The sequence below is a fragment of the Cellulomonas sp. HD19AZ1 genome (assembly GCF_004535805.1).
GTDB classification, from domain to species: domain Bacteria; phylum Actinomycetota; class Actinomycetes; order Actinomycetales; family Cellulomonadaceae; genus Cellulomonas; species Cellulomonas iranensis.
This window is the reverse complement of sequence record NZ_SPHX01000003.1, coordinates 48,185-66,259: the sequence shown is the minus strand read 5'-3', so window position 1 is coordinate 66,259 and position 18,075 is coordinate 48,185. Positions and strand designations below refer to the sequence as shown.

Sequence of the window (18,075 nt, the reverse complement as noted above, 5' to 3'; positions counted from 1 at the left end):
TTGACACCCGCCACCCACGGGCATAAATTTCCGATCAATCAAGTCGGCTTTACGTCGACGACACAGGTCACGAGCTCCGACGCGAAGCCCCGGCTGGTCGGACGGCAACCCACCCGCGCGGCGGGGTGCCCCGGGTGAGGACCAGGCGCACGCCGTGCGCAACGACCGCGAGGGACGGACCGACATGGAGCGACAGGTGAGCAGGCAGACGGCCGCGCGGCGCGAGCACGCGACCTGTCCGGCGCCGTGCCCGGCGCCGCGCGCCTGTCGCTGACCCTCCCGCGGCGCCCGCGTGCCGCCGCGCTCGTCGCGCACCCGGCTCGTCGCGCACCCGGCTCGCCGTCGCCGATGCGGTGACGGCGCCGACGCGGTGACGACGCCCGCCCGCTGACGCGTCCGCGCCGCGCGTCGACGCCCCGGGCACGCGCCCGCCGTCGTGCCCGCGTGCGGCCCGCCGCGTCCCGCGCCGTCCTCCGTCGTCGCACCCCCGGTGCCCCCGGAGCGCCGCGCCCCCACCCCGCCCTGCCCCTCACCCCGGGGACCCGCACCCCCTCGTCCACCGGCGAGGGTGCGGCCCCGCGCACCCCTGGAGCACCCGTGCCCGACACCCACCCGTCCCTGCACCTCGGCGTCGACCTCACCGACGCCGGAGCCCACCCCGCCGCGTGGCGCACCGTCCCGGCCGCCGCGCACGGCTGGTTCGACCCCCGCCGCACCGCCGACCTGCTGGCGACCGCGCAGCGCGGCCTTCTCGACCTCGCGGTCCTCGACGACGACCACGTGCTGCAGGAGGCACCCGTCGGTGGCCTGCAGGGCCGGCTCGACGCGGTGCTGCTCGCGGCGCACCTCGCACCGCGCAGCGCCGGCATCGGCCTGGTCGCGCGCACCGACACGACGCACACCGAGCCGTTCCACGTCTCGAAGGCGATCGCCACGGTCGACCACGTCAGCCGCGGGCGCGCGGGGTGGCAGGTCGGCTGGTCCACGGGCCCCGCGCAGGCCGCGGCGTTCGGGCGCAAGGACCCGCAGGACCACGACGACGCGGTCGACGAGGCCGCCGAGGTCGCGCACGTCGTCGGGCTGCTGTGGGACTCGTGGGAGGACGACGCCGTGATCCGTGACGTCGCGACCGGCCGCTACGTCGACCGCGACAAGCTGCACCGGGTCGACCACGCGGGCCCGCGGTTCTCGGTCGCCGGGCCGTCGATCACGCCCCGTCCGCCGCAGGGCCGTCCGCCGGTCGTCGTGCCGGTCACGTCCGACGCGACGCTCGCGCTCGCGGCGCGCCACGCCGACGTCGTGCGGCTGCGCGCGACCGACGTGAGCGCGGCCCGCGCGCAGCGCGACCGCCTGCACGAGCAGGCCGTCGCGGCGGGGCGGGACCCGCGCGACCTGCGCGTGCTCGTCGACACCTCCCTGCTGCTGGCCGACGACCGGTCGTCGGCGGCGGCGCGGCTCGCGGTCCTCGACGACCTGGCGGGCGAGCCGTGGCGCCCGGCGTCGCTCACGCACGTCGGCACGCCGGCGGACCTCGCGGCCGTGCTCGACGCGTGGCGCGAGGTGGTCGACGGGTTCCACCTGCTGCCGGCGGTGCTGCCCACGGACCTCGACGCGGTGGTCGACGGGCTGGTGCCGCTGCTGCAGGACGCGGGCCTGTTCCGCACCTCCTACCCGGGCACGACGCTGCGCGACACCCTCGGGCTCGCGCGCCCCGCCAACGTCCTCGCCGCGACGGCCTGAGAGGGGTCCGTCATGACCACGCGTCCGCGCAAGCAGGTCCGGCTCGGGGTGCACTTCCCGGGCGTCAACAGCACGACGGTGTGGAGCGACCCCACGGCCGGCAGCCAGGTCGACTTCTCGTCGTTCGAGCACCTCGCCACGCGCGCCGAGGCCGCGCACCTGGACTTCTTCTTCCTCGCCGAGGGCCTGCGGCTGCGCGAGCACAAGGGTCGCATCCACGACCTCGACGTCGTCGGGCGACCCGACACGCTGCCCGTGCTCGCGGCCCTCGCCGCGGTGACCGACCGCCTCGGCCTGGCGGGCACCATCAGCACGACCTTCAACGAGCCGTGGGAGGTCGCGCGGCAGTTCGCGACGCTCGACGTGCTGTCGCGCGGGCGCGCCGCGTGGAACCTCGTGACCAGCCCCGACGCGTTCACGGGCGCCAACTTCCGCCGCGGCGGGTACCTGCCGTACCCGCTGCGCTACGAGCGGGCCCGCGAGGTCGTCGACGCGGCACGCGCGCTGTGGGACTCGTGGGACGACGACGCCGTGCTGGCCGACCCCGCGGCGGGCAGGTTCCTGCGGGACGGCGGCGTCCGGCCCGTCGCGCACCACGGCCCGCACGCCGACGTGGTCGGCACGTTCCCCGCACCGCGCGGCCCGCAGGGGCACCCGGTGCTGTTCCAGGCCGGCGACTCCGCCGACGGTCGCGACTTCGCGGCCGCCACGGCCGACGTCGTGTTCTCGATGCACTCGACGTTCGACGCCGGGCAGGCGTTCTACACCGACGTGAAGTCGCGCCTCGCGGCGCACGGGCGCACGCCCGACGAGCTGCTGATCCTGCCCGCCGCCACCGCCGTGATCGGCGACACCGAGGCCGAGGCGCACGAGCGTGCCCGGCACGTCCGCCGCCAGCAGGTGTCCGGTCCCACGGCGATCGCGTTCCTCGAGCAGGTGTGGGGCCGCGACCTCGAGGCCTACGACCCCGACGGCCCGCTGCCCGACGTCGACCCCGACGTCGAGAACGCGTCGATCACGCGCGGTCGCGTGCGGCACGCGAAGGACCCGCTCGCGGTCGCCCGGCAGTGGCGCGAGCAGGCCGAGGCGAACCGCTGGTCGATCCGTGACCTCGTCATCCACGCCACGACGCGGGGCGGGTTCGTCGGAACGGCGCGGCAGGTGGCCGACGACATCGACCGCCACGTCCAGCAGGACGCGTCCGACGGCTTCATCCTCGTGCCGCACCTGACGCCGCACGGCCTCGACGACGTGCTCGACCAGGTCGTGCCCCTGCTCGCCGAGCGCGGCTCGTTCCGCGCGGAGTACACGGGCGAGACCCTGCGCGACCACCTCGGCCTCCCGCGCCCCGCCCGCCGCGACCACGCCGCGCACGGCGGCCCGTCGACCGCCCGCCCGCTCGCCGCCGTCGGCCGCTGAGCCCCGCCACCCCTGTCCCCCGGAAGGACGTCATGACCACCGCACCGCATGCCTCCGCACGGCGCCCCCGCGCACGCCTCCGGGCGGTCGCCGCGCTCGTCCCGGCCCTGCTGCTCGCCGCGTGCTCGACGGCCGCGGCCCCCGCCGTCGGCCCGTCCGACGCGGCTGCGGCGAGCGCCGACCCCGTGCCCGGCGGCACGCTGCGCTTCGCGCTCGGCGCGTCGCCCAGCGGCGTCGACCCCCAGCAGGTCGGCTCGAACGTCAGCATCTACGTGGCCCGCCAGCTCGCCGACTCGCTCACCGACCAGGACCCCGAGACCGGCGAGATCGTGCCGTGGCTCGCGACGAGCTGGGACGTGAGCGACGACCTCACGCAGTTCACGTTCCACCTGCGCGACGGCGTCACGTTCTCCGACGGCACGCCCCTGACGGCGGCGACCGTCAAGGCGAACCTCGACGTGCTGGCCCGCGGGCTCGGCGCCGGGTCGGCGCTCGCGACGAGCTACCTCACCGGGTACGTCGAGACGCGCGTCGACGACGAGCGCACCGCGACCGTCGTCTTCGAGGCGCCCAACGCGCAGTTCCTGCAGGCCACGTCGACGGTCTCGCTCGCGATCCTCTCCGACGCGACCACGCGGGTCGCGCCCGAGGCGCGGCTGCAGGGCGACGTCGTCGGCTCCGGCCCGTTCGTGCTCGAGAGCTACACGCAGGACCAGGGCGCCGTGCTCACGCGACGCGACGGGTACGCGTGGGCGTCGGGCGTCTCCGACCACGACGGCGAGGCGTACCTCGACCGGATCGAGTTCACGGTCGTCCCCGAGTCCGGCGTGCGCGCCGGCGGGCTCGCGTCCGACCAGTTCGACGCCATCGGCGACGTGCTGCCGCAGGACGTCGCGCAGGTCGAGGCGGCCGACGGCGCCGTGCTCACGCGCACCAACCCCGGTGTCGTGTTCGTGCTGCAGCCCAACGTCACGGCCGCGCCGCTCGACGACCCCGACGTGCGCCGCGCGGTCAACCTCGCGATCGACCGGCAGCAGATCGTCGACACCGTGCTGTCCGACGCGTTCCGGCCCGCCACGAGCGTGCTCGCGTCGACCACGCCCGGGTACGTCGACCTGTCCGACGGCCTCGCGCTCGACGCCGACGCGGCGGCCGACCTGCTCGACGACGCCGGCTGGGAGCCCGGCGACGACGGCATCCGCGAGAAGGACGGCCGGCGGCTCACGTTCGACGTCGTCTACGCGCCCCTGTTCACGGGGTCGCAGGCCGTGCTCGAGCTCGTGCAGCAGCAGCTGCGCGCCGCGGGCGTCGACCTGCAGATCCGCCAGCAGACCCCCGCCGAGCAGCAGCAGTCGCTGACGGCGGGCGCGTTCGGCACGTACTACTACAACGTCACGCGCGCCGACGGCGACATCCTGCGCACGCAGTTCTCGTCGACGCTGCGCAACATCAACCAGCGCCCGGCCGACGACGTGCTCGACCCGCTGCTCGACGCGCAGCTCGCCGCCGCCGACCCCGCAGCGCGTGCCGACCTCGTCGCGCAGGCGCAGCGCGAGGTGCTCGACCAGGGGCTCGCGATCCCGCTGTTCGAGCTCGCGCAGTCCATCGGCGTGGCCGGCGGCGTGCACGGCGTGGCGTTCGACGCGTCCTCGCGGCTGCTGTTCCACGACGCGTGGATCGAGCCGACGCCGTGACCCGGTACGTCCTGCACCGCGTCGTCGGCGCCGCGGCCGTGCTGCTCGCCGCGTTCACCGCGGCCTTCGCGGTCCTCTACCTGCTGCCGAGCGACCCGGTGAGCATCATGCTCGACCAGAGCTCGACCGGCGGGTACGTCGACCCCGCGCAGGTCGACGCGCTGCGGGCCAGGTACGGGCTCGACCAGGGCCCGCTGCAGCAGTACCTCGGCGCGCTGGGGCGCACCCTGCGCGGCGACCTCGGCACGTCCGTCGCGTCGGGGGCGCCCGTGGCCGGCCTGATCGCGGCCGCGCTGCCCGAGACCGCGCGGCTGGCGGCCCTGGCCCTGGTCCTCGCGGTCGTCGGCGGCGGTGCGCTCGCGACGGCCGCGACGTGGACGCGGTCGGCGCGCCTGCGGGGCGTCCTGCTCGCGCTGCCGCCGCTCGGCGTCGCGGTCCCGACGTTCTGGGTCGGGCTCGTGCTGCTCCAGGTGCTGTCGTTCCGGTACCCGCTGTTCCCTGCCGTCGGCAACCGGGGCGCCGCGAGCCTCGTGCTCCCGGCCGTCACGCTCGCGATCCCGCTCGGCGCGACCGTCGCGCAGGTGCTCGCGCACGGCATGGGCGCCGCGTGGCGCGCGCCGTACGTCGAGACCGCGCTCGCCAAGGGCGCCACCCGCACGCGCGTGCAGCTGCACCACGTCACGCGCAACGCCGTGCTGCCGGCCCTCACGCTGCTCGGCGTACTCGTCGGGAACGTGCTGGCCGGCTCCGTGGTCGTCGAGACCGTGTTCTCGCGGCAGGGGTTCGGGCGGCTCGTGCAGGCCGCTGTCACGACGCAGGACCTGCCGGTCGTGCTCGGCCTCGTGGTCGTCGCGGCCGCGGTGTTCGTCGTCGTCAACCTGCTGGTCGACGTGGCGTACCCGCTGCTCGACCCGCGCCTGACCCGGGGGAGGGCCGCCGCATGACCGTCGCCGAGACCGCCGCCCCCGTGGCCGTCCGCACCGGGGTGCCGACGCGCGCCCGCCGCGGCCCGCACGTGCTGCCCGCCCGCCTGCGGCACCACCCGCTGACGCGCCCCGGTGCGCTGCTCGCGCTCGCAGTCGTGGCCGTGGTGCTCGCCTGGGCCGTCGTGCCCGGCGCGTTCACGTCCCACGACCCGATCACCGGCGTCCCGGCCGACGCGCTCGCACCACCCGGCGCCGCGCACTGGTTCGGCACCGACCACCTCGGCCGCGACCTGTACGCCCGCACCGTGCACGGCACGGCGCTGTCGGTGCGCGCCGCGCTCGTCGCGGTCGCCGTCGCCGCCGTGGCCGGGTCCGCGATCGGGGTGGTCGCCGGGTTCGTCGGCGGGCGCGTCGACGACGTGCTGATGCGCGGCACCGACGTGCTGCTCGCGATCCCGAACCTGCTGCTGTCCCTCGCGGTCGTCACCGTGCTGGGCTTCGGGACCCTCGAGGTCGCGCTCGCGGTGGGCGTCGCGTCCGTCGCGACGTTCGCCCGGCTCATGCGCGGCGAGGTGCTGCGCGTGCGACGCGCGACGTACGTCGAGGCCGCGCACCTCGCCGGCGCGGGGAGAGCGTCGGTCGTCGTGCGGCACGTGCTGCCCAACGCGGCAGGCCCCGTGCTCGCGCTCACGACGGTCGAGCTGGGCGGCGTCGTGCTCGCCGTGTCGGCGCTCAGCTTCCTCGGCTACGGCGCGACGCCCCCCACACCCGAGTGGGGCTCGCTCGTCGCCGAGGGACGCAACTACCTCGCGTCGGCGTGGTGGTGCTCGACGCTGCCCGGCGCCGTGATCGCGGTGGTCGTGCTCGCCGTCGGGCGCCTCGGGCGCGCGGTCGGACGACCCGGGAGGACCGCCCGATGACCGCCGACGTCCTGACGGCCCGCACCGCCGGCCACCCGTCCCGGCCCGGGGGAGACGCTCGACCCGTGCTGGTCGTGCGTGACCTGCACGTCACCTACCGCGGCACCGACGGCGACGTGCCGGCCGTGCGCGGCGTCGACCTCGACGTCCACGCGGGCGAGGTCGTGGCGCTGGTCGGCGAGTCCGGCTCGGGCAAGTCCAGCACCGCGCACGCCGTGGTCGGCCTGCTGCCCGCGAACGGCGCCGTCACCGGCGGCGCGCTCACGCTCGGCGACGACCCGCGCACGGCCCTCGACCTCGCGACGCTGCCCGAGCGCGCGTGGTCGCACGTCCGCGGCGCCCGCCTCGGGCTCGTGCCCCAGGACCCGGGCGTCGCGCTCAACCCCGTGCAACGCGTGGGCGACCAGGTCGCCGAGGTGCTGCGCATCCACCACCGCACGACGCGCCGCGCGGCGCACGCCCGCGCGGTCGAGATCCTCGACGCCGTCGGCATCGACGCGCCCGCCGCACGGGCCCGGCAGTACCCGCACCAGCTGTCGGGCGGCATGCGGCAGCGCGTGCTCATCGGCATCGCGCTCGCGTGCGAGCCCGAGCTGCTGGTCGCCGACGAGCCGACCAGCGCGCTCGACGTCACGGTGCAGCGGCGCGTGCTCGACCTGCTCGCCGACCTCACGGCACGCACCGGCACCGCGGTACTGCTCATCACGCACGACCTGGCCGTCGCCGCCGACCGGGCCGACCGCGTCGTCGTCATGAAGGACGGGCGCGTGGTCGAGCACGGGGCGACCGCGCAGGTGCTGCGCACCCCGCGCCACGCGTACACGCGGGAGCTGCTCGCCGCGGCCCCGGGGCTCGCGGCCCGGGGCGCGGGCGGTGCGCCGACGGCGCGCGGCGCCGTGCCCCCGGCCGCGCGCCCTGCCGCGAGGACGGCGCCGCGGGCGACCCCACGGGTGGACGTCGCGGCGAGCGGGGCGCCCGCGCTCGTGGAGGTCGACGGGCTCACCCGCACGTTCCGCCTCGGCCCGCGGCGGTCGGGTGAGGTGCTGCGTGCGGTGGACGGCGTGACGTTCGCGGTGCCGCGCGGCTCGGCGTTCGCGCTCGTGGGGGAGTCGGGGTCCGGCAAGTCGACGACGGCGCGGCTCGTGCTCGGCCTCGACCGGCCCGACGCGGGCGCGGTCCGGTTCGACGGCGTCACCGTCGCCGCGGCCCGGGGCGTCGCCCTGCGCGACCTGCGGCGCCGCACCCAGCTGGTCCACCAGGACCCGTCGACCGCGCTCGACCCGCGCTTCACGGTCGCGCGCGCCGTCGACGAGCCGCTGCGCGCGCACCGGGTCGGCACGCCCGCCGAGCGGCGCGAGCGCGTCGCCGACCTGCTCGCCCACGTGCACCTGTCGCCCGACCTCGCGCGTCGCCGACCCGCCGAGCTCTCGGGCGGGCAGCGCCAGCGCGTCGCGATCGCGCGCGCCCTCGCGCTCGACCCCGAGCTGCTGGTGCTCGACGAGCCGACCAGCGCGCTCGACGTGTCCGTGCAGGCCCGTGTGCTCGACCTGCTCGCGGACCTGCGCGAGCGCCGCGGCCTGACCTACCTGTTCGTCTCGCACGACCTCGCGGTCGTCCGCCGCGTCGCCGAGCACGTCGGCGTCATGCGGGCCGGCCGCCTGGTCGAGACCGGGCGCACCGCGGACGTCCTCGACGACCCGCGCGACCCCTACACCGCCGAGCTCGTCGGCGCGATCCCCGGCACGCACGCACGAGAGGACCAGCCATGACCCTGCAGGACACCGCCACCCGACCGGCCGCCGACACCCCGACCGACGCCCCGTCCGCGTCGGACCGGGCCGCGACCGCCGCCGCGCACGCCGCGTGGCGCGCCGCGCGCGAGGACGAGCTGCGCGCACCGCACGGCTGGCTCTCGCCCGTCGCGTACCTCGCCGTCCCGCACGCCCCGACCGTGCTGGGCGACGTGCCCGGCCGCTGGTGGGTCGACGCCGACCAGGTGCACCACGCGGTCGGTGCCGACGTCACGACGCACGCGGTCGCCGAGGGCGGCTCGCAGGTCGTGACGACCTACCTGCCCGCCGGGCGCGCCTCGGCGGGCGACGCCGATCCCTCCGAGGTCGCGGTCGAGCTCGTGCGGCGCACGTGCCGGTTCGCGCTGCGGCTGCGCGACCCGCACGCGCCCGCGAGGCGGGCGTTCACCGGCGTGCCGGCGTACGACCACGACGCGTCGTGGGTGCTCGACGTGCCCGTCCGGTGGTACGCCGAGCCGCGCGAGGTCGTCGTGGGAGCGGCTCGGCCCGGTCTCGTGCACCGCGTGCAGGTCGTCGGCGAGGTCGACGTCGCGCGGGACGGGCGGCGCGCGACCCTCGCGCTGACCGGCGCGCCCGGCGGCGCGGTGACGCTCCTGTTCAGCGACGAGGCCGACGACGTCGCGCCGTGGCGCGTCGTGCAGGCCGGGGTCCCCGGCCCCGGTGCGACGACGCTGCGGCTCGACCTCAACCGCGCCGTCAACCTGCCGTACGCGTTCTCGGAGCACGGCACGTGCCCCGCACCCGTGCCCGGCAACCACCTGCCGTTCGCGGTGACCGCGGGTGAGCGGGTGCCGCGGTGACCACGACCGCGCCCGTGGGGGCCGGTCCCGTGCCCGGCGACGCGCTCGAGGTGCGCAGCGTGCACCTGCACGACCCGCTCGTGCGGCCCCTGATCGACGAGCTCGCGCACGAGTACTGGTCGCGGTACCGGCGCCTGCTGACCGCCGAGCAGCTGCGCGACGAGATGGAGCACTACCCGGCGGAGGAGTTCGCACCCCCGGACGGCGAGCTGCTGCTCCTGCTCGCCGACGGCGCCCCGCTCGCCGGGGGTGCGTTCCGGCGCCGCACCGAGGCCGAGCTGGGGGACGTGGCGCGCCTGGAGCGGGCCGGCACCCGGCGCCGCGACGGGACGCCCGCGGTCCGCACGGCCGAGCTCAAGCGCATCTGGACCCACTCGGCCCACCGCCGCCGCGGGCTCGCACGCCGCGTGCTCGCCGAGCTCGAGCGGCGCGCCACGGCCCGCGGCTACCGGCGGCTCTACCTCACGACCGGTCCGCGGCAGCCGGAGGCCGCCGGTCTCTACCTGACCACGGGCTACCGCCCGCTGTTCGACCCGACGGTCGCCCCCGCCGGTCCGCTGCCGTTCGAGAAGTGGCTGGAGGTCACGACGTGAGCACGCACCTCGCGCAGGACGAGTCGCGCCTGCTGGTCCCGCCGCCCGCGCGGCACCCGGCCGACCCGGCGGCCGGCGCCGGACCCGACGCCGGGGCCGCCGACGGACGCAGCGGCCGCGACGACCGGCTCGACGACCGTCTCGAGGGCCTGCGGATCGTCCCGGCACGGCACCCCGGGCGCTGGGTCGCGACGGCCGCGGTCGCGGTCCTGCTCGCGATGGTCGTCAGCTCGCTGGTCACCAACGACCGCTGGGAGTGGGGCGTCGTCGCGCAGTACCTCACGTGGCCGTCGGTCGTCGAGGGCGCGTGGGCGACCGTGCGGCTCACCGCCGTCGCGGCGGTCGTCGGGTTCGCGCTCGGCACGGTGCTCGCGCTCATGCGGCTGTCGCGCTCGCCGCTGCTGCGGTCGGTGTCCTGGGCGTACACGTGGGTGTTCCGGTCGGTGCCGCTGCTGCTGCAGCTGCTGCTCTGGTACAACCTCGCCTACCTGTACCCGCACCTCAGCCTCGGCGTGCCGTTCGGCCCCGAGTACCTGTGGTTCGACACGCTGTCGGTCGTCGACAAGTTCTGGGCCGCGATCCTCGGGCTCGGCCTCTCGCAGGCCGCGTACTCCGCCGAGATCGTGCGCGCCGGGATCCTGTCGGTCGACCAGGGGCAGCACGAGGCGGCCGCGTCGCTCGGGCTGCCGCGCCGCCGCCAGGTGAGCCGCATCATCCTGCCGCAGGCCATGCGCACGATCGTGCCGACGGCCGTCAACGAGGTCATCGGGCTGCTCAAGGGCACGTCGATCGTCTACGTGCTCGCGTACGGCGAGCTGTTCTACATCGTCAGCGTCATCTACGGCCGCAACGGGCGCGTCGTGCCGCTGCTGCTGGTCGCGTCGCTCTGGTACCTCGTGCTGACCACGCTCATCACGGTCGTGCAGTACTACGTCGAGCGGCACTACGCGAAGGGTGCGCTGCGCACCCTGCCGCCCACGCCGCTGCAGCGCGCGCGGTGGACCGTCCAGGTCGCGGGCGCGCGGTTCACCGGGCGTGACGTGCCACCGGGCGTGCCACCGGCGTACGCCGCGCGGGCGCGCGTCGGGGTGCTGACGCGCACGTCGCGCACGGTCGCGCCGACCGCGGGGGAGCGGGCGTGAGCGCCGCGACGTCCGCGGCCGTCGACCGGCTCGCGGACGCGACGGGCCGCGTCGAGCTGCACGACGTGCACAAGGCGTACGGCACGCTCGAGGTGCTGCGTGGCGTGTCCCTGACGCTCGAGCCCGGGTCGGTCACGGTCGTGCTCGGGCCGTCGGGGTCGGGCAAGTCGACGCTGCTGCGCGTCGTCAACCACCTCGAGAAGGTCGACCGCGGGTTCGTCGCGGTCGACGGCGAGCTCGTCGGGTACCGCCGGCGCGGGCGCACGCTGCGCGAGCTCACCGAGCGCGACGTGCTGCGGCAGCGCACGCGCATCGGCTTCGTGTTCCAGTCGTTCAACCTGTTCCCGCACCTCACCGCCGTGGAGAACGTCGTCGAGGCGCCCGTCGCGGCGCAGGGCAGGCCGCGCGCCGAGGTCGAGGCGGAGGCGCGCGAGCTGCTCGCGCGCGTCGGGCTCGCCGACAAGGCCGACGCACGCCCGCGCCAGCTCTCGGGCGGTCAGCAGCAGCGCGTCGCGATCGCCCGGGCGCTCGCGCTGCGGCCGTCGGTGCTGCTGTTCGACGAGCCGACGTCGGCGCTCGACCCCGAGCTCGTCGGCGAGGTGCTCGACGTCATGAAGGACGTCGCGCGCACCGGCACGACGCTGCTCGTCGTCACGCACGAGATCGGGTTCGCACGCGAGGTCGCCGACACCGTCGTGCTGCTCGACCGCGGCGTCGTCGTCGAGCAGGGCCCGCCCTCCCAGGTGCTCGACGCGCCGCGCCACGAACGCACGCGCGCCTTCCTGCAGAAGGTCCTCTGACCCCGACCCGCCCGCACGTCCCCTCCTGCCACCCGCCCGTCCCGCGGCGCGCCGTACCGCGCGCCGTCCTCCCCACCCCGAGAGGTCTCCCGTGACACCGAACGCCCGCACCTCCCGCGCGCTCGCCGCGCTCGCCCTGCTGCCGCTGCTCGCGCTCACCGCGTGCTCCGGGGTCAGCACGCAGGCGCCCGCCGCCGCGGCGCCCGACGACGCGGGCACCTCGACCGCCGCGGCACCCGCCGGGCTCGCCGTGAGCACGAGCCCCGACCAGGACCGCGTGCGCACCACCGAGTCGCCCGAGGCGATCGCGCTGCTGCCCGCCGCGTGGGCCGCCAAGGACGAGCTCGTCGTCGCGATCAGCGCCGGCGCCGCACCGCCCCTGGGGTTCCTCGCGGACGACGACAAGACACCCATCGGCAACGAGACCGACATCGCCCAGCTCGTGGCCGACGCGCTCGGCAAGGAGCTGCGCCTCGAGGTCAAGGCGTGGGCCGACTGGCCGCTCGCGCTCGGCTCGGGCGACGTCGACGCCGTCATCTCCAACGTCACCGTGACCGAGGAGCGCAAGGAGACCATCGACTTCTCGACGTACCGCAACGACGAGCTCGGCTGGCTCGTCGCGGCCGACTCCGACGTCGAGCGCATCGCCGAGCCGGCCGACGTCGCGGGCCTCGTCGTGGGCGTCGGCTCGGGCACCAACCAGGAGAAGATCCTGCTCGAGTGGGACCGGCAGAACACCGCCGCCGGGCTCGACCCGGTGCAGGGACCCGAGTACTACGAGCAGTTCTCCGACGTCCTGCTCGCGCTGCAGTCCGGGCGGCTCGACGCCTACGTCGGGCCCAACGCGTCGCTCGCGTACCAGGCGGCCGTCAGCCCGCAGGACTTCAAGGTCGTCGGCACGCTCAACGGCGGCTGGCCCGACACCGCGCAGATCGCCGTCGCGACCCGCAAGGGCGCCGACGCGGCCGACGCCGTGACCGCCGCGATCAACCACGCGATCGCCGACGGCAGCTACGCGAAGGTCCTCGAGCGCTGGGGCCTGACGTCCGAGGCCGTCGCGGAGTCGCAGACCAACCCGCCCGGGCTGCCGAAGACGTCCTGACGGCGTCCCGCACCCGCTCGCCCACCCACCCACCCACGTACGCGTCGCGCCCGCGACGGGAGAGGAGCACGCATGACCGAGCACGTCGACCACGTCGTCGTCGGCGGCGGCGTCATGGGGTCGGCCGCGGCCTGGCACCTCGCCCGGCGCGGGCGCGACGTCGTCCTGCTGGAGAGGTTCGCACCCGGGCACGTGCACGGCGCGTCCCACGGCGCGTCCCGCATCTACCGCACGACCTACCCCGAGCCCACCTACCTCGACCTCGCGCAGGAGGCGCTGCGGTGGTGGCGTGAGCTCGAGGCGGCGACGGGTGCCGCGCTGCTCGAGATCACCGGAGGCGTGAGCCACGCGCACCCTTGGACGCCGTCGGCGGCGCGCGCCGAGGCCGTGGCCGCCGCGTTCGCGGCGCGCGGGATCGCGCACGCGTGGCTCACGCCCGACCAGGCCGCCGAGCGGTGGCCCGGCCTGCGGTTCGAGGGCCGCGTGCTGCACGAGACCGCGACCGCCGGCCGGCTGCACGCCGACCGTGCCGTCACCGCGCTGCAGCGCGCCGCGGCCGCGCACGGCGCCGACGTGCGGCACGAGGCGCCCGTGCGGCACCTCGAGCCCGTGCCCGGAGGCGTGCGGGTCGTCACGCGGCACGGCGACCTCGTCGCGCGGCGCGTCGTCGTCACGGTCGGGGCGTGGAGCGCGGGGCTCGTCGGGCCGCTGCTCGCCGCGCCGCCGGCCGGCTCGCGCACCGGCCCGCACGTGGGGCCCGAGGACGTCCTGCCGCTCGTCGTCACGCAGGAGCAGCCCGCGCACCTCGCCGCGCGCGACCCCGCGCTGCTCGCCACGTGGCCGAGCTTCACGCACGACCCCGGCCCCGCCGCGGGCTGGCCCAGCGGCGTGTACGGGCTGGTGACACCGGGCGAGGGCGTCAAGGTCGGGTTCCACGGCGTCGGGCCCGTCGCCGACCCCGACCGTCGCACGTACCGGCCCGAGCCCGCGCAGCTCGCGGCCCTGCGCGACTACGTGCGCACGTGGCTGCCCGGGCTCGACCCCGACGACCTCGCACCCGTGAGCTGCACGTACACGACCACGCCGGACCACGACTTCGTGCTCGACCGGCGCGGACCGCTCGTCGTCGGCGCCGGGTTCTCCGGCCACGGCTTCAAGTTCGCGCCCGCCGTCGGGCGCGTGCTCGCCGACCTGGCCACGGGCGACGCGCCCGGCCCCGCCCCGTTCGCGCTCGCCCGGTTCGCGCGCACCCCGGCCGGCCCGGCCCGGGCCGCGCGTGCCGCCGTCCCCACCCCGAGAGGCTGACCGATGACCCACCCCCGCGCGGCCCGCGTGCCGCTGTCCGTCCTCGACCTCGCCGTCGTCCCCGAGGGGTCGACCGGCGCCGCTGCGCTGCGCACCGCCGTCGACCGCGCGGTGCTGCTCGACCGGCTCGGCTACCGGCGCGTCTGGTACGCCGAGCACCACCTCGGCGCGGGCGTCGCGTCGGCGGCGCCGGCGGTGCTCGCTGCGGCCGTGGCCGCCCGCACGTCGCGCATCCGCGTGGGCAGCGGGGCGGTGCTGCTGAGCACGACGAGCCCGCTGGTCGCGGCCGAGCAGTTCGGCACGATCGCGGCGCTGCACCCCGGGCGCGTCGACCTCGGGCTCGGGCGCGCGCTCGCGCCGCGCGACGTCGGCGGACGGCGCCCCGACCAGCCCGCACCGGCGCCCGCACCCGCGCGGGACGTCGACGGGCTGCACGTGCCCGCCGCGCCGCCGCTCGACCTCGGCGACTCGGCGCTGCGCGAGCGGCTGCTCGCGCAGCAACGGGTCGTCGGCGCCTCGCGCACGGCCGCGAGCTTCCGCGCCGAGCTCGAGCTGGTGCTCGCGCTGCACGCCGGCACGTACCGCGACGAGGACGGCCGCCCGTACGTCAGCCCGCCCGTGCAGGGCGCCGACTGGCAGCTGTGGGTCCTCGCGTCGAGCGCCGGCGAGAGCGCCCGCGTCGCGGGCGAGCTGGGTCTGCCGCTCACCGCGAACTACCACGTGAGCCCGGCGACGACGCTCGACACGGTGGCCGCGTACCGCGCGGCCTTCCGGCCCGGCGTGCTCGCGGCGCCGTACGTCGCGGTCTCGGCCGACGTGCTCGTGGCGGACACCGACGAGCGCGCCCACGACCTCGCCGCGCCGCACGCCGACTGGGTGCTGTCGATCCGCCGCACCGCGGGCGGCGCCCGCACCTACCCACGGCACGCGTCGGTCGCCTGGGAGGACCGCCCCGACGACGAGCGCGCGGTGCTGCGCGACCGCGTCGACACGCGGTTCGTCGGCGACCCGACCGCCGTCGTCGCCGGCCTGCAGACGCTGCAGCGCGTCACGGGGGCCGACGAGCTCGTCGTCACGACGTCGACCCACGACCCCGCCGACACCGCGCGCTCGTTCGCGCTGCTCGCGCACGCGTGGGGGCTGCCCGCCGAGGGGGCGCCCGCACCCGCCGCGGCGCCCGAGCGGCACCCCGCCCCGGCCCTCGCCACCCCCTGACCCCTCTCCGTGAGAGGTCGATCCAGCCCCACGTGGAGCGAGGCCGGATCGCCCTCTCGGCGCGAGAGGGCGATCCAGCCCACGCGGCGAGACCGGATCGCTCTCTCCGCGCGAGATGTCAATCCAGTTCGACCCGACCCGACCCGACCCCAGGAGAGCACCGTGCCCGTCGAGTTCCTCGGCATCGCCGCCCCGTCCGACGCGTCCGAGACGTCCGCACGCACGACGTCCGGCCCGCTCGACCTCGCCTACCTCGAGCGCCTCGTGCGCGCGCACGCCGACCACGGCTGGACGCGCGTGCTGTTCGCCTACGGCTCGTCCGGCGCCGACCCGGCCGCGCTCGCGGCGTACGTCGCGGCGCGCGTGCCGGACGTCGAGCTGCTGCTCGCGCACCGCCCCAACGTGTCGGCGCCGACGTACGCGGCCAAGACGTTCGCGACGCTCGACCAGGTGTCGGGCGGGCGGCTCTCCGTGCACTTCATCACGGGTGGCAACGACCACGAGCAGCGTCGCGAGGGTGACACCCTCACCAAGGACGAGCGGTACGACCGCACGGGCGAGTACATCCGGGTCGTCAAGCAGGCGTGGGCGAGCGAGACCCCGTTCGACCACCACGGCACGCACTACGACCTCGAGGACTTCGTGCTCGACGTCAAGCCGTTCGGCGGCCGCACGCCGACCATCTCGTTCGGCGGCTCGTCGGACGCCGCCTACCGGGTCGGCGCCGCCGAGGCGGACGTCTTCGCCGTGTGGGGCGAGCCGCGGGCGCGCACGCGCGAGCAGATCGAGCGCGTGCACGCCGAGGCCACGGCGGCCGGGCGTGCGACGCCGCCGCGCATCCACGCCGCGTTCCGGCCGATCGTCGCGCCGACCGAGGCCCTCGCGTGGGAGAAGGCGCACCGCGTGCTCGACCGCATCGAGGCGCGCAAGGCCGCGCTCGGGGGCGCGCTCAGCCGCCGCCACCCGATCGACGCACCCGAGAACGCGGGCTCGCAGCGGCTGCTGCAGATCGCGGCCGAAGGGGACCGGCACGACGAGGTGCTGTGGACGGCGACCGCCCGGGCGACGGGCGGGGCCGGCAACTCCAACGCGCTCGTCGGGACGCCCGAGCAGGTCGCGCAGGCCCTGCTCGCGTACTACGACCTGGGTGTCCGCGTGATCTCCGCCCGGGGGTACGACCTGCTGGACGACGCGGTCGACTTCGGCCGGTACGTCATCCCGCTGGTCCGGGAGGGGGTCGCCGAGCGCGACGCCGCCGCGGCCCGCGTCGCCTGACGCCCGCACCGCCGCCGCCCGCCCGACCCCGCCGCCCGCACCGCCCGCCGACCGCGAAGGACCCCTCGTGCGCTTCCAGCTCCTCGACATCGTGTTCAACCCGCCGCACCCGGTGACGGGGGCCGCGGTGCCGCCCGCCGACCGGCTCGCGCGCGTCGTCGAGCACGCCGTGCTGGCCGAGGAGCTGGGCTTCGACTCGTTCGCGGTCGGCGAGCGGCACGCCGGCGACGTGCTGTCGTCGGCGCCGACCGTGCTCCTCGGCGCGATCGCCGCGCGCACGTCCCGGATCCTGCTGTCGACGGGCGTCACGGTGCTCTCGCTGCTCGACCCGGTGCGCGCCGCGGAGGACCTCGCGACGGTCGACCAGCTGAGCCGCGGGCGGCTGGAGATCGTCATCGGCAAGGGCAACGAGGTGCTGCAGTACCCGCTGCTGGGCCTCGACCTCGACAAGCAGTACGAGTACCTCGAGGAGAACCACGGCCTGCTGCGCCTGCTGCTCGCGCGGGAGGACGTCACGTGGTCGGGGCGGCACCGCGCGCCGCTGGAGCACGCGACGACGCTCCCGCGGCCGTTCGCGGGACCGTTCCGCGTCTGGCACGGCTCGGCGACGTCCCGGTTCGCGGTCGAGCTCGCCGCGCGGCACGGCGAGCCGATCGTCAGCGCCAACGCGCTGCAGCCGCGCGAGGCGTACCGCGTGCTCGTCGACCAGTACCGCGAGCGGTACGCCGCGCACGGGCACGACCCGGCGCGCGCGTTCGTCGGCGCCGGGTCGGGCGGGCTGTACCTCGCGGACACCGACGCCGAGGCGGTCGCGCAGTACCGCCCGATCTACGAGGGGCAGGTCGCGGCGGCCGCGCGCCGCGGGTACGGCCCCGACGCGGTCGGCAGGGCGCCGGCGTTCGCGACGGTCGAGGACGCGGTCGAGCGCGGCCCGGCGCTCGTCGGCACGCCCGAGCGGGTCGCGGCGAAGATCCTCGACTTCCACGCGTCGTTCGGGCACGACCTGCAGTCGGTGTCGGTGAACCACCTGCTCGACCCCGCGCACCAGGAGGACGTCCTGCGTCGGTTCGTCGAGGAGGTCGTGCCGGTGGTCCGGGCCGCGGCCCCGACGCGGCTGTGGGGGCCGGACGACGCGGGCCGTGCCGCGGGCTTCACGGCCGGCGCGGGCCCGGTGCCTGCCGACGCGGGCTTCGAGCGCCGGTCCGTGGGCGGCGCCGGGGGGCTCGCCTCGATCGCGCGCTGACCGCCCGTGTCGGGCCGGTGCCGGCCGCCCGCGGCCGCGGGCTCCGCTGCGCCCGGGGGTGCTCGTGACGTGCGCGACCGGGTGCTCGTG

At 76.7% G+C, this 18,075-nt stretch carries 15 protein-coding genes and 1 riboswitch; all 15 genes read left to right on the top strand.

Annotation, left to right across the window (positions count from 1 at the left end; translation table 11 throughout):
- Positions 1 to 65: 65 nt before the first annotated feature.
- Positions 66 to 171: riboswitch (SAM riboswitch) on the top strand.
- Between the two features lie 426 nt (positions 172 to 597).
- The 15 genes from E4A51_RS06560 to E4A51_RS06490 all read left to right on the top strand — a co-directional run bounded on the left by E4A51_RS06560 (position 598) and on the right by E4A51_RS06490 (position 17,985).
- Complete coding sequence (locus E4A51_RS06560) at positions 598 to 1,740, top strand: LLM class flavin-dependent oxidoreductase (protein ID WP_206119972.1); 1,143 nt, start codon at positions 598 to 600, stop codon at positions 1,738 to 1,740.
- A gap of 12 nt (positions 1,741 to 1,752) precedes the next feature.
- Positions 1,753 to 3,159, top strand: a complete 1,407-nt coding sequence (locus E4A51_RS06555) for an NtaA/DmoA family FMN-dependent monooxygenase (RefSeq protein WP_134851225.1) — start codon at positions 1,753 to 1,755, stop codon at positions 3,157 to 3,159.
- Positions 3,160 to 3,191: 32 nt separating this feature from the next.
- Complete coding sequence (locus tag E4A51_RS06550; RefSeq protein ID WP_134851224.1) at positions 3,192 to 4,853, top strand: ABC transporter substrate-binding protein; 1,662 nt, start codon at positions 3,192 to 3,194, stop codon at positions 4,851 to 4,853.
- Positions 4,850 to 5,797, top strand: coding sequence for an ABC transporter permease (locus tag E4A51_RS06545; RefSeq protein WP_134851223.1), 948 nt, complete (start codon positions 4,850 to 4,852; stop codon positions 5,795 to 5,797). The genes E4A51_RS06550 and E4A51_RS06545 overlap by 4 nt, the downstream gene beginning before the upstream one ends.
- Positions 5,794 to 6,699 (top strand): ABC transporter permease, encoded by a 906-nt coding sequence (locus E4A51_RS06540; RefSeq protein ID WP_134851222.1) that lies wholly within the window; start codon positions 5,794 to 5,796, stop codon positions 6,697 to 6,699. Before E4A51_RS06545 ends, E4A51_RS06540 begins: the two co-directional genes overlap by 4 nt.
- Positions 6,696 to 8,468 carry an ABC transporter ATP-binding protein gene (locus E4A51_RS06535; RefSeq protein WP_134851221.1) on the top strand — a complete coding sequence of 591 codons (1,773 nt, stop codon included), beginning with the start codon at positions 6,696 to 6,698 and terminating at the stop codon, positions 8,466 to 8,468. Before E4A51_RS06540 ends, E4A51_RS06535 begins: the two co-directional genes overlap by 4 nt.
- Positions 8,465 to 9,310, top strand: a complete 846-nt coding sequence (locus E4A51_RS06530) for a DUF1684 domain-containing protein (protein ID WP_134851220.1) — start codon at positions 8,465 to 8,467, stop codon at positions 9,308 to 9,310. The genes E4A51_RS06535 and E4A51_RS06530 overlap by 4 nt, the downstream gene beginning before the upstream one ends.
- Entirely contained in the window at positions 9,307 to 9,903 is a 597-nt protein-coding gene (locus E4A51_RS06525) for a GNAT family N-acetyltransferase (protein ID WP_240696403.1), read from the top strand. The genes E4A51_RS06530 and E4A51_RS06525 overlap by 4 nt, the downstream gene beginning before the upstream one ends.
- Positions 9,900 to 11,045, top strand: coding sequence for an amino acid ABC transporter permease (locus E4A51_RS06520; protein WP_134851219.1), 1,146 nt, complete (start codon positions 9,900 to 9,902; stop codon positions 11,043 to 11,045). Before E4A51_RS06525 ends, E4A51_RS06520 begins: the two co-directional genes overlap by 4 nt.
- The gene (locus E4A51_RS06515) at positions 11,042 to 11,845 is read left to right on the top strand and encodes an amino acid ABC transporter ATP-binding protein (protein WP_070320868.1); all 804 of its coding nucleotides are present in this window, start codon (positions 11,042 to 11,044) and stop codon (positions 11,843 to 11,845) included. The genes E4A51_RS06520 and E4A51_RS06515 overlap by 4 nt, the downstream gene beginning before the upstream one ends.
- 91 nt (positions 11,846 to 11,936) lie before the next feature.
- Positions 11,937 to 12,947, top strand: coding sequence for an ABC transporter substrate-binding protein (locus tag E4A51_RS06510; protein WP_167748844.1), 1,011 nt, complete (start codon positions 11,937 to 11,939; stop codon positions 12,945 to 12,947).
- Positions 12,948 to 13,019: 72 nt separating this feature from the next.
- Positions 13,020 to 14,252, top strand: coding sequence for an FAD-dependent oxidoreductase (locus E4A51_RS06505; RefSeq protein WP_134851217.1), 1,233 nt, complete (start codon positions 13,020 to 13,022; stop codon positions 14,250 to 14,252).
- Between the two features lie 3 nt (positions 14,253 to 14,255).
- On the top strand, positions 14,256 to 15,467 hold the full coding sequence (locus E4A51_RS06500; RefSeq protein ID WP_134851216.1) for an LLM class flavin-dependent oxidoreductase: 1,212 nt from the start codon (positions 14,256 to 14,258) through the stop codon (positions 15,465 to 15,467).
- 162 nt (positions 15,468 to 15,629) lie between these two features.
- On the top strand, positions 15,630 to 16,742 hold the full coding sequence (locus tag E4A51_RS06495; RefSeq protein WP_134851215.1) for an LLM class flavin-dependent oxidoreductase: 1,113 nt from the start codon (positions 15,630 to 15,632) through the stop codon (positions 16,740 to 16,742).
- Positions 16,743 to 16,809: 67 nt separating this feature from the next.
- Positions 16,810 to 17,985: an LLM class flavin-dependent oxidoreductase gene (locus E4A51_RS06490; protein WP_134851214.1), complete on the top strand. Its 1,176-nt coding sequence runs from the start codon at positions 16,810 to 16,812 to the stop codon at positions 17,983 to 17,985.
- Positions 17,986 to 18,075 lie beyond the last annotated feature (90 nt).

Bases quoted from the DNA above. Each gene is read 5' to 3' on its own strand.
- E4A51_RS06555 (WP_134851225.1), top strand. From the start codon at position 1,753: ATGACCACGCGTCCGCGCAAGCAGGTCCGGCTCGGGGTGCACTTCCCG.
- E4A51_RS06550 (WP_134851224.1), top strand. From the start codon at position 3,192: ATGACCACCGCACCGCATGCCTCCGCACGGCGCCCCCGCGCACGCCTC.
- E4A51_RS06540 (WP_134851222.1), top strand. From the start codon at position 5,794: ATGACCGTCGCCGAGACCGCCGCCCCCGTGGCCGTCCGCACCGGGGTG.
- E4A51_RS06535 (WP_134851221.1), top strand. From the start codon at position 6,696: ATGACCGCCGACGTCCTGACGGCCCGCACCGCCGGCCACCCGTCCCGG.
- E4A51_RS06530 (WP_134851220.1), top strand. From the start codon at position 8,465: ATGACCCTGCAGGACACCGCCACCCGACCGGCCGCCGACACCCCGACC.
- E4A51_RS06505 (WP_134851217.1), top strand. From the start codon at position 13,020: ATGACCGAGCACGTCGACCACGTCGTCGTCGGCGGCGGCGTCATGGGG.
- E4A51_RS06500 (WP_134851216.1), top strand. From the start codon at position 14,256: ATGACCCACCCCCGCGCGGCCCGCGTGCCGCTGTCCGTCCTCGACCTC.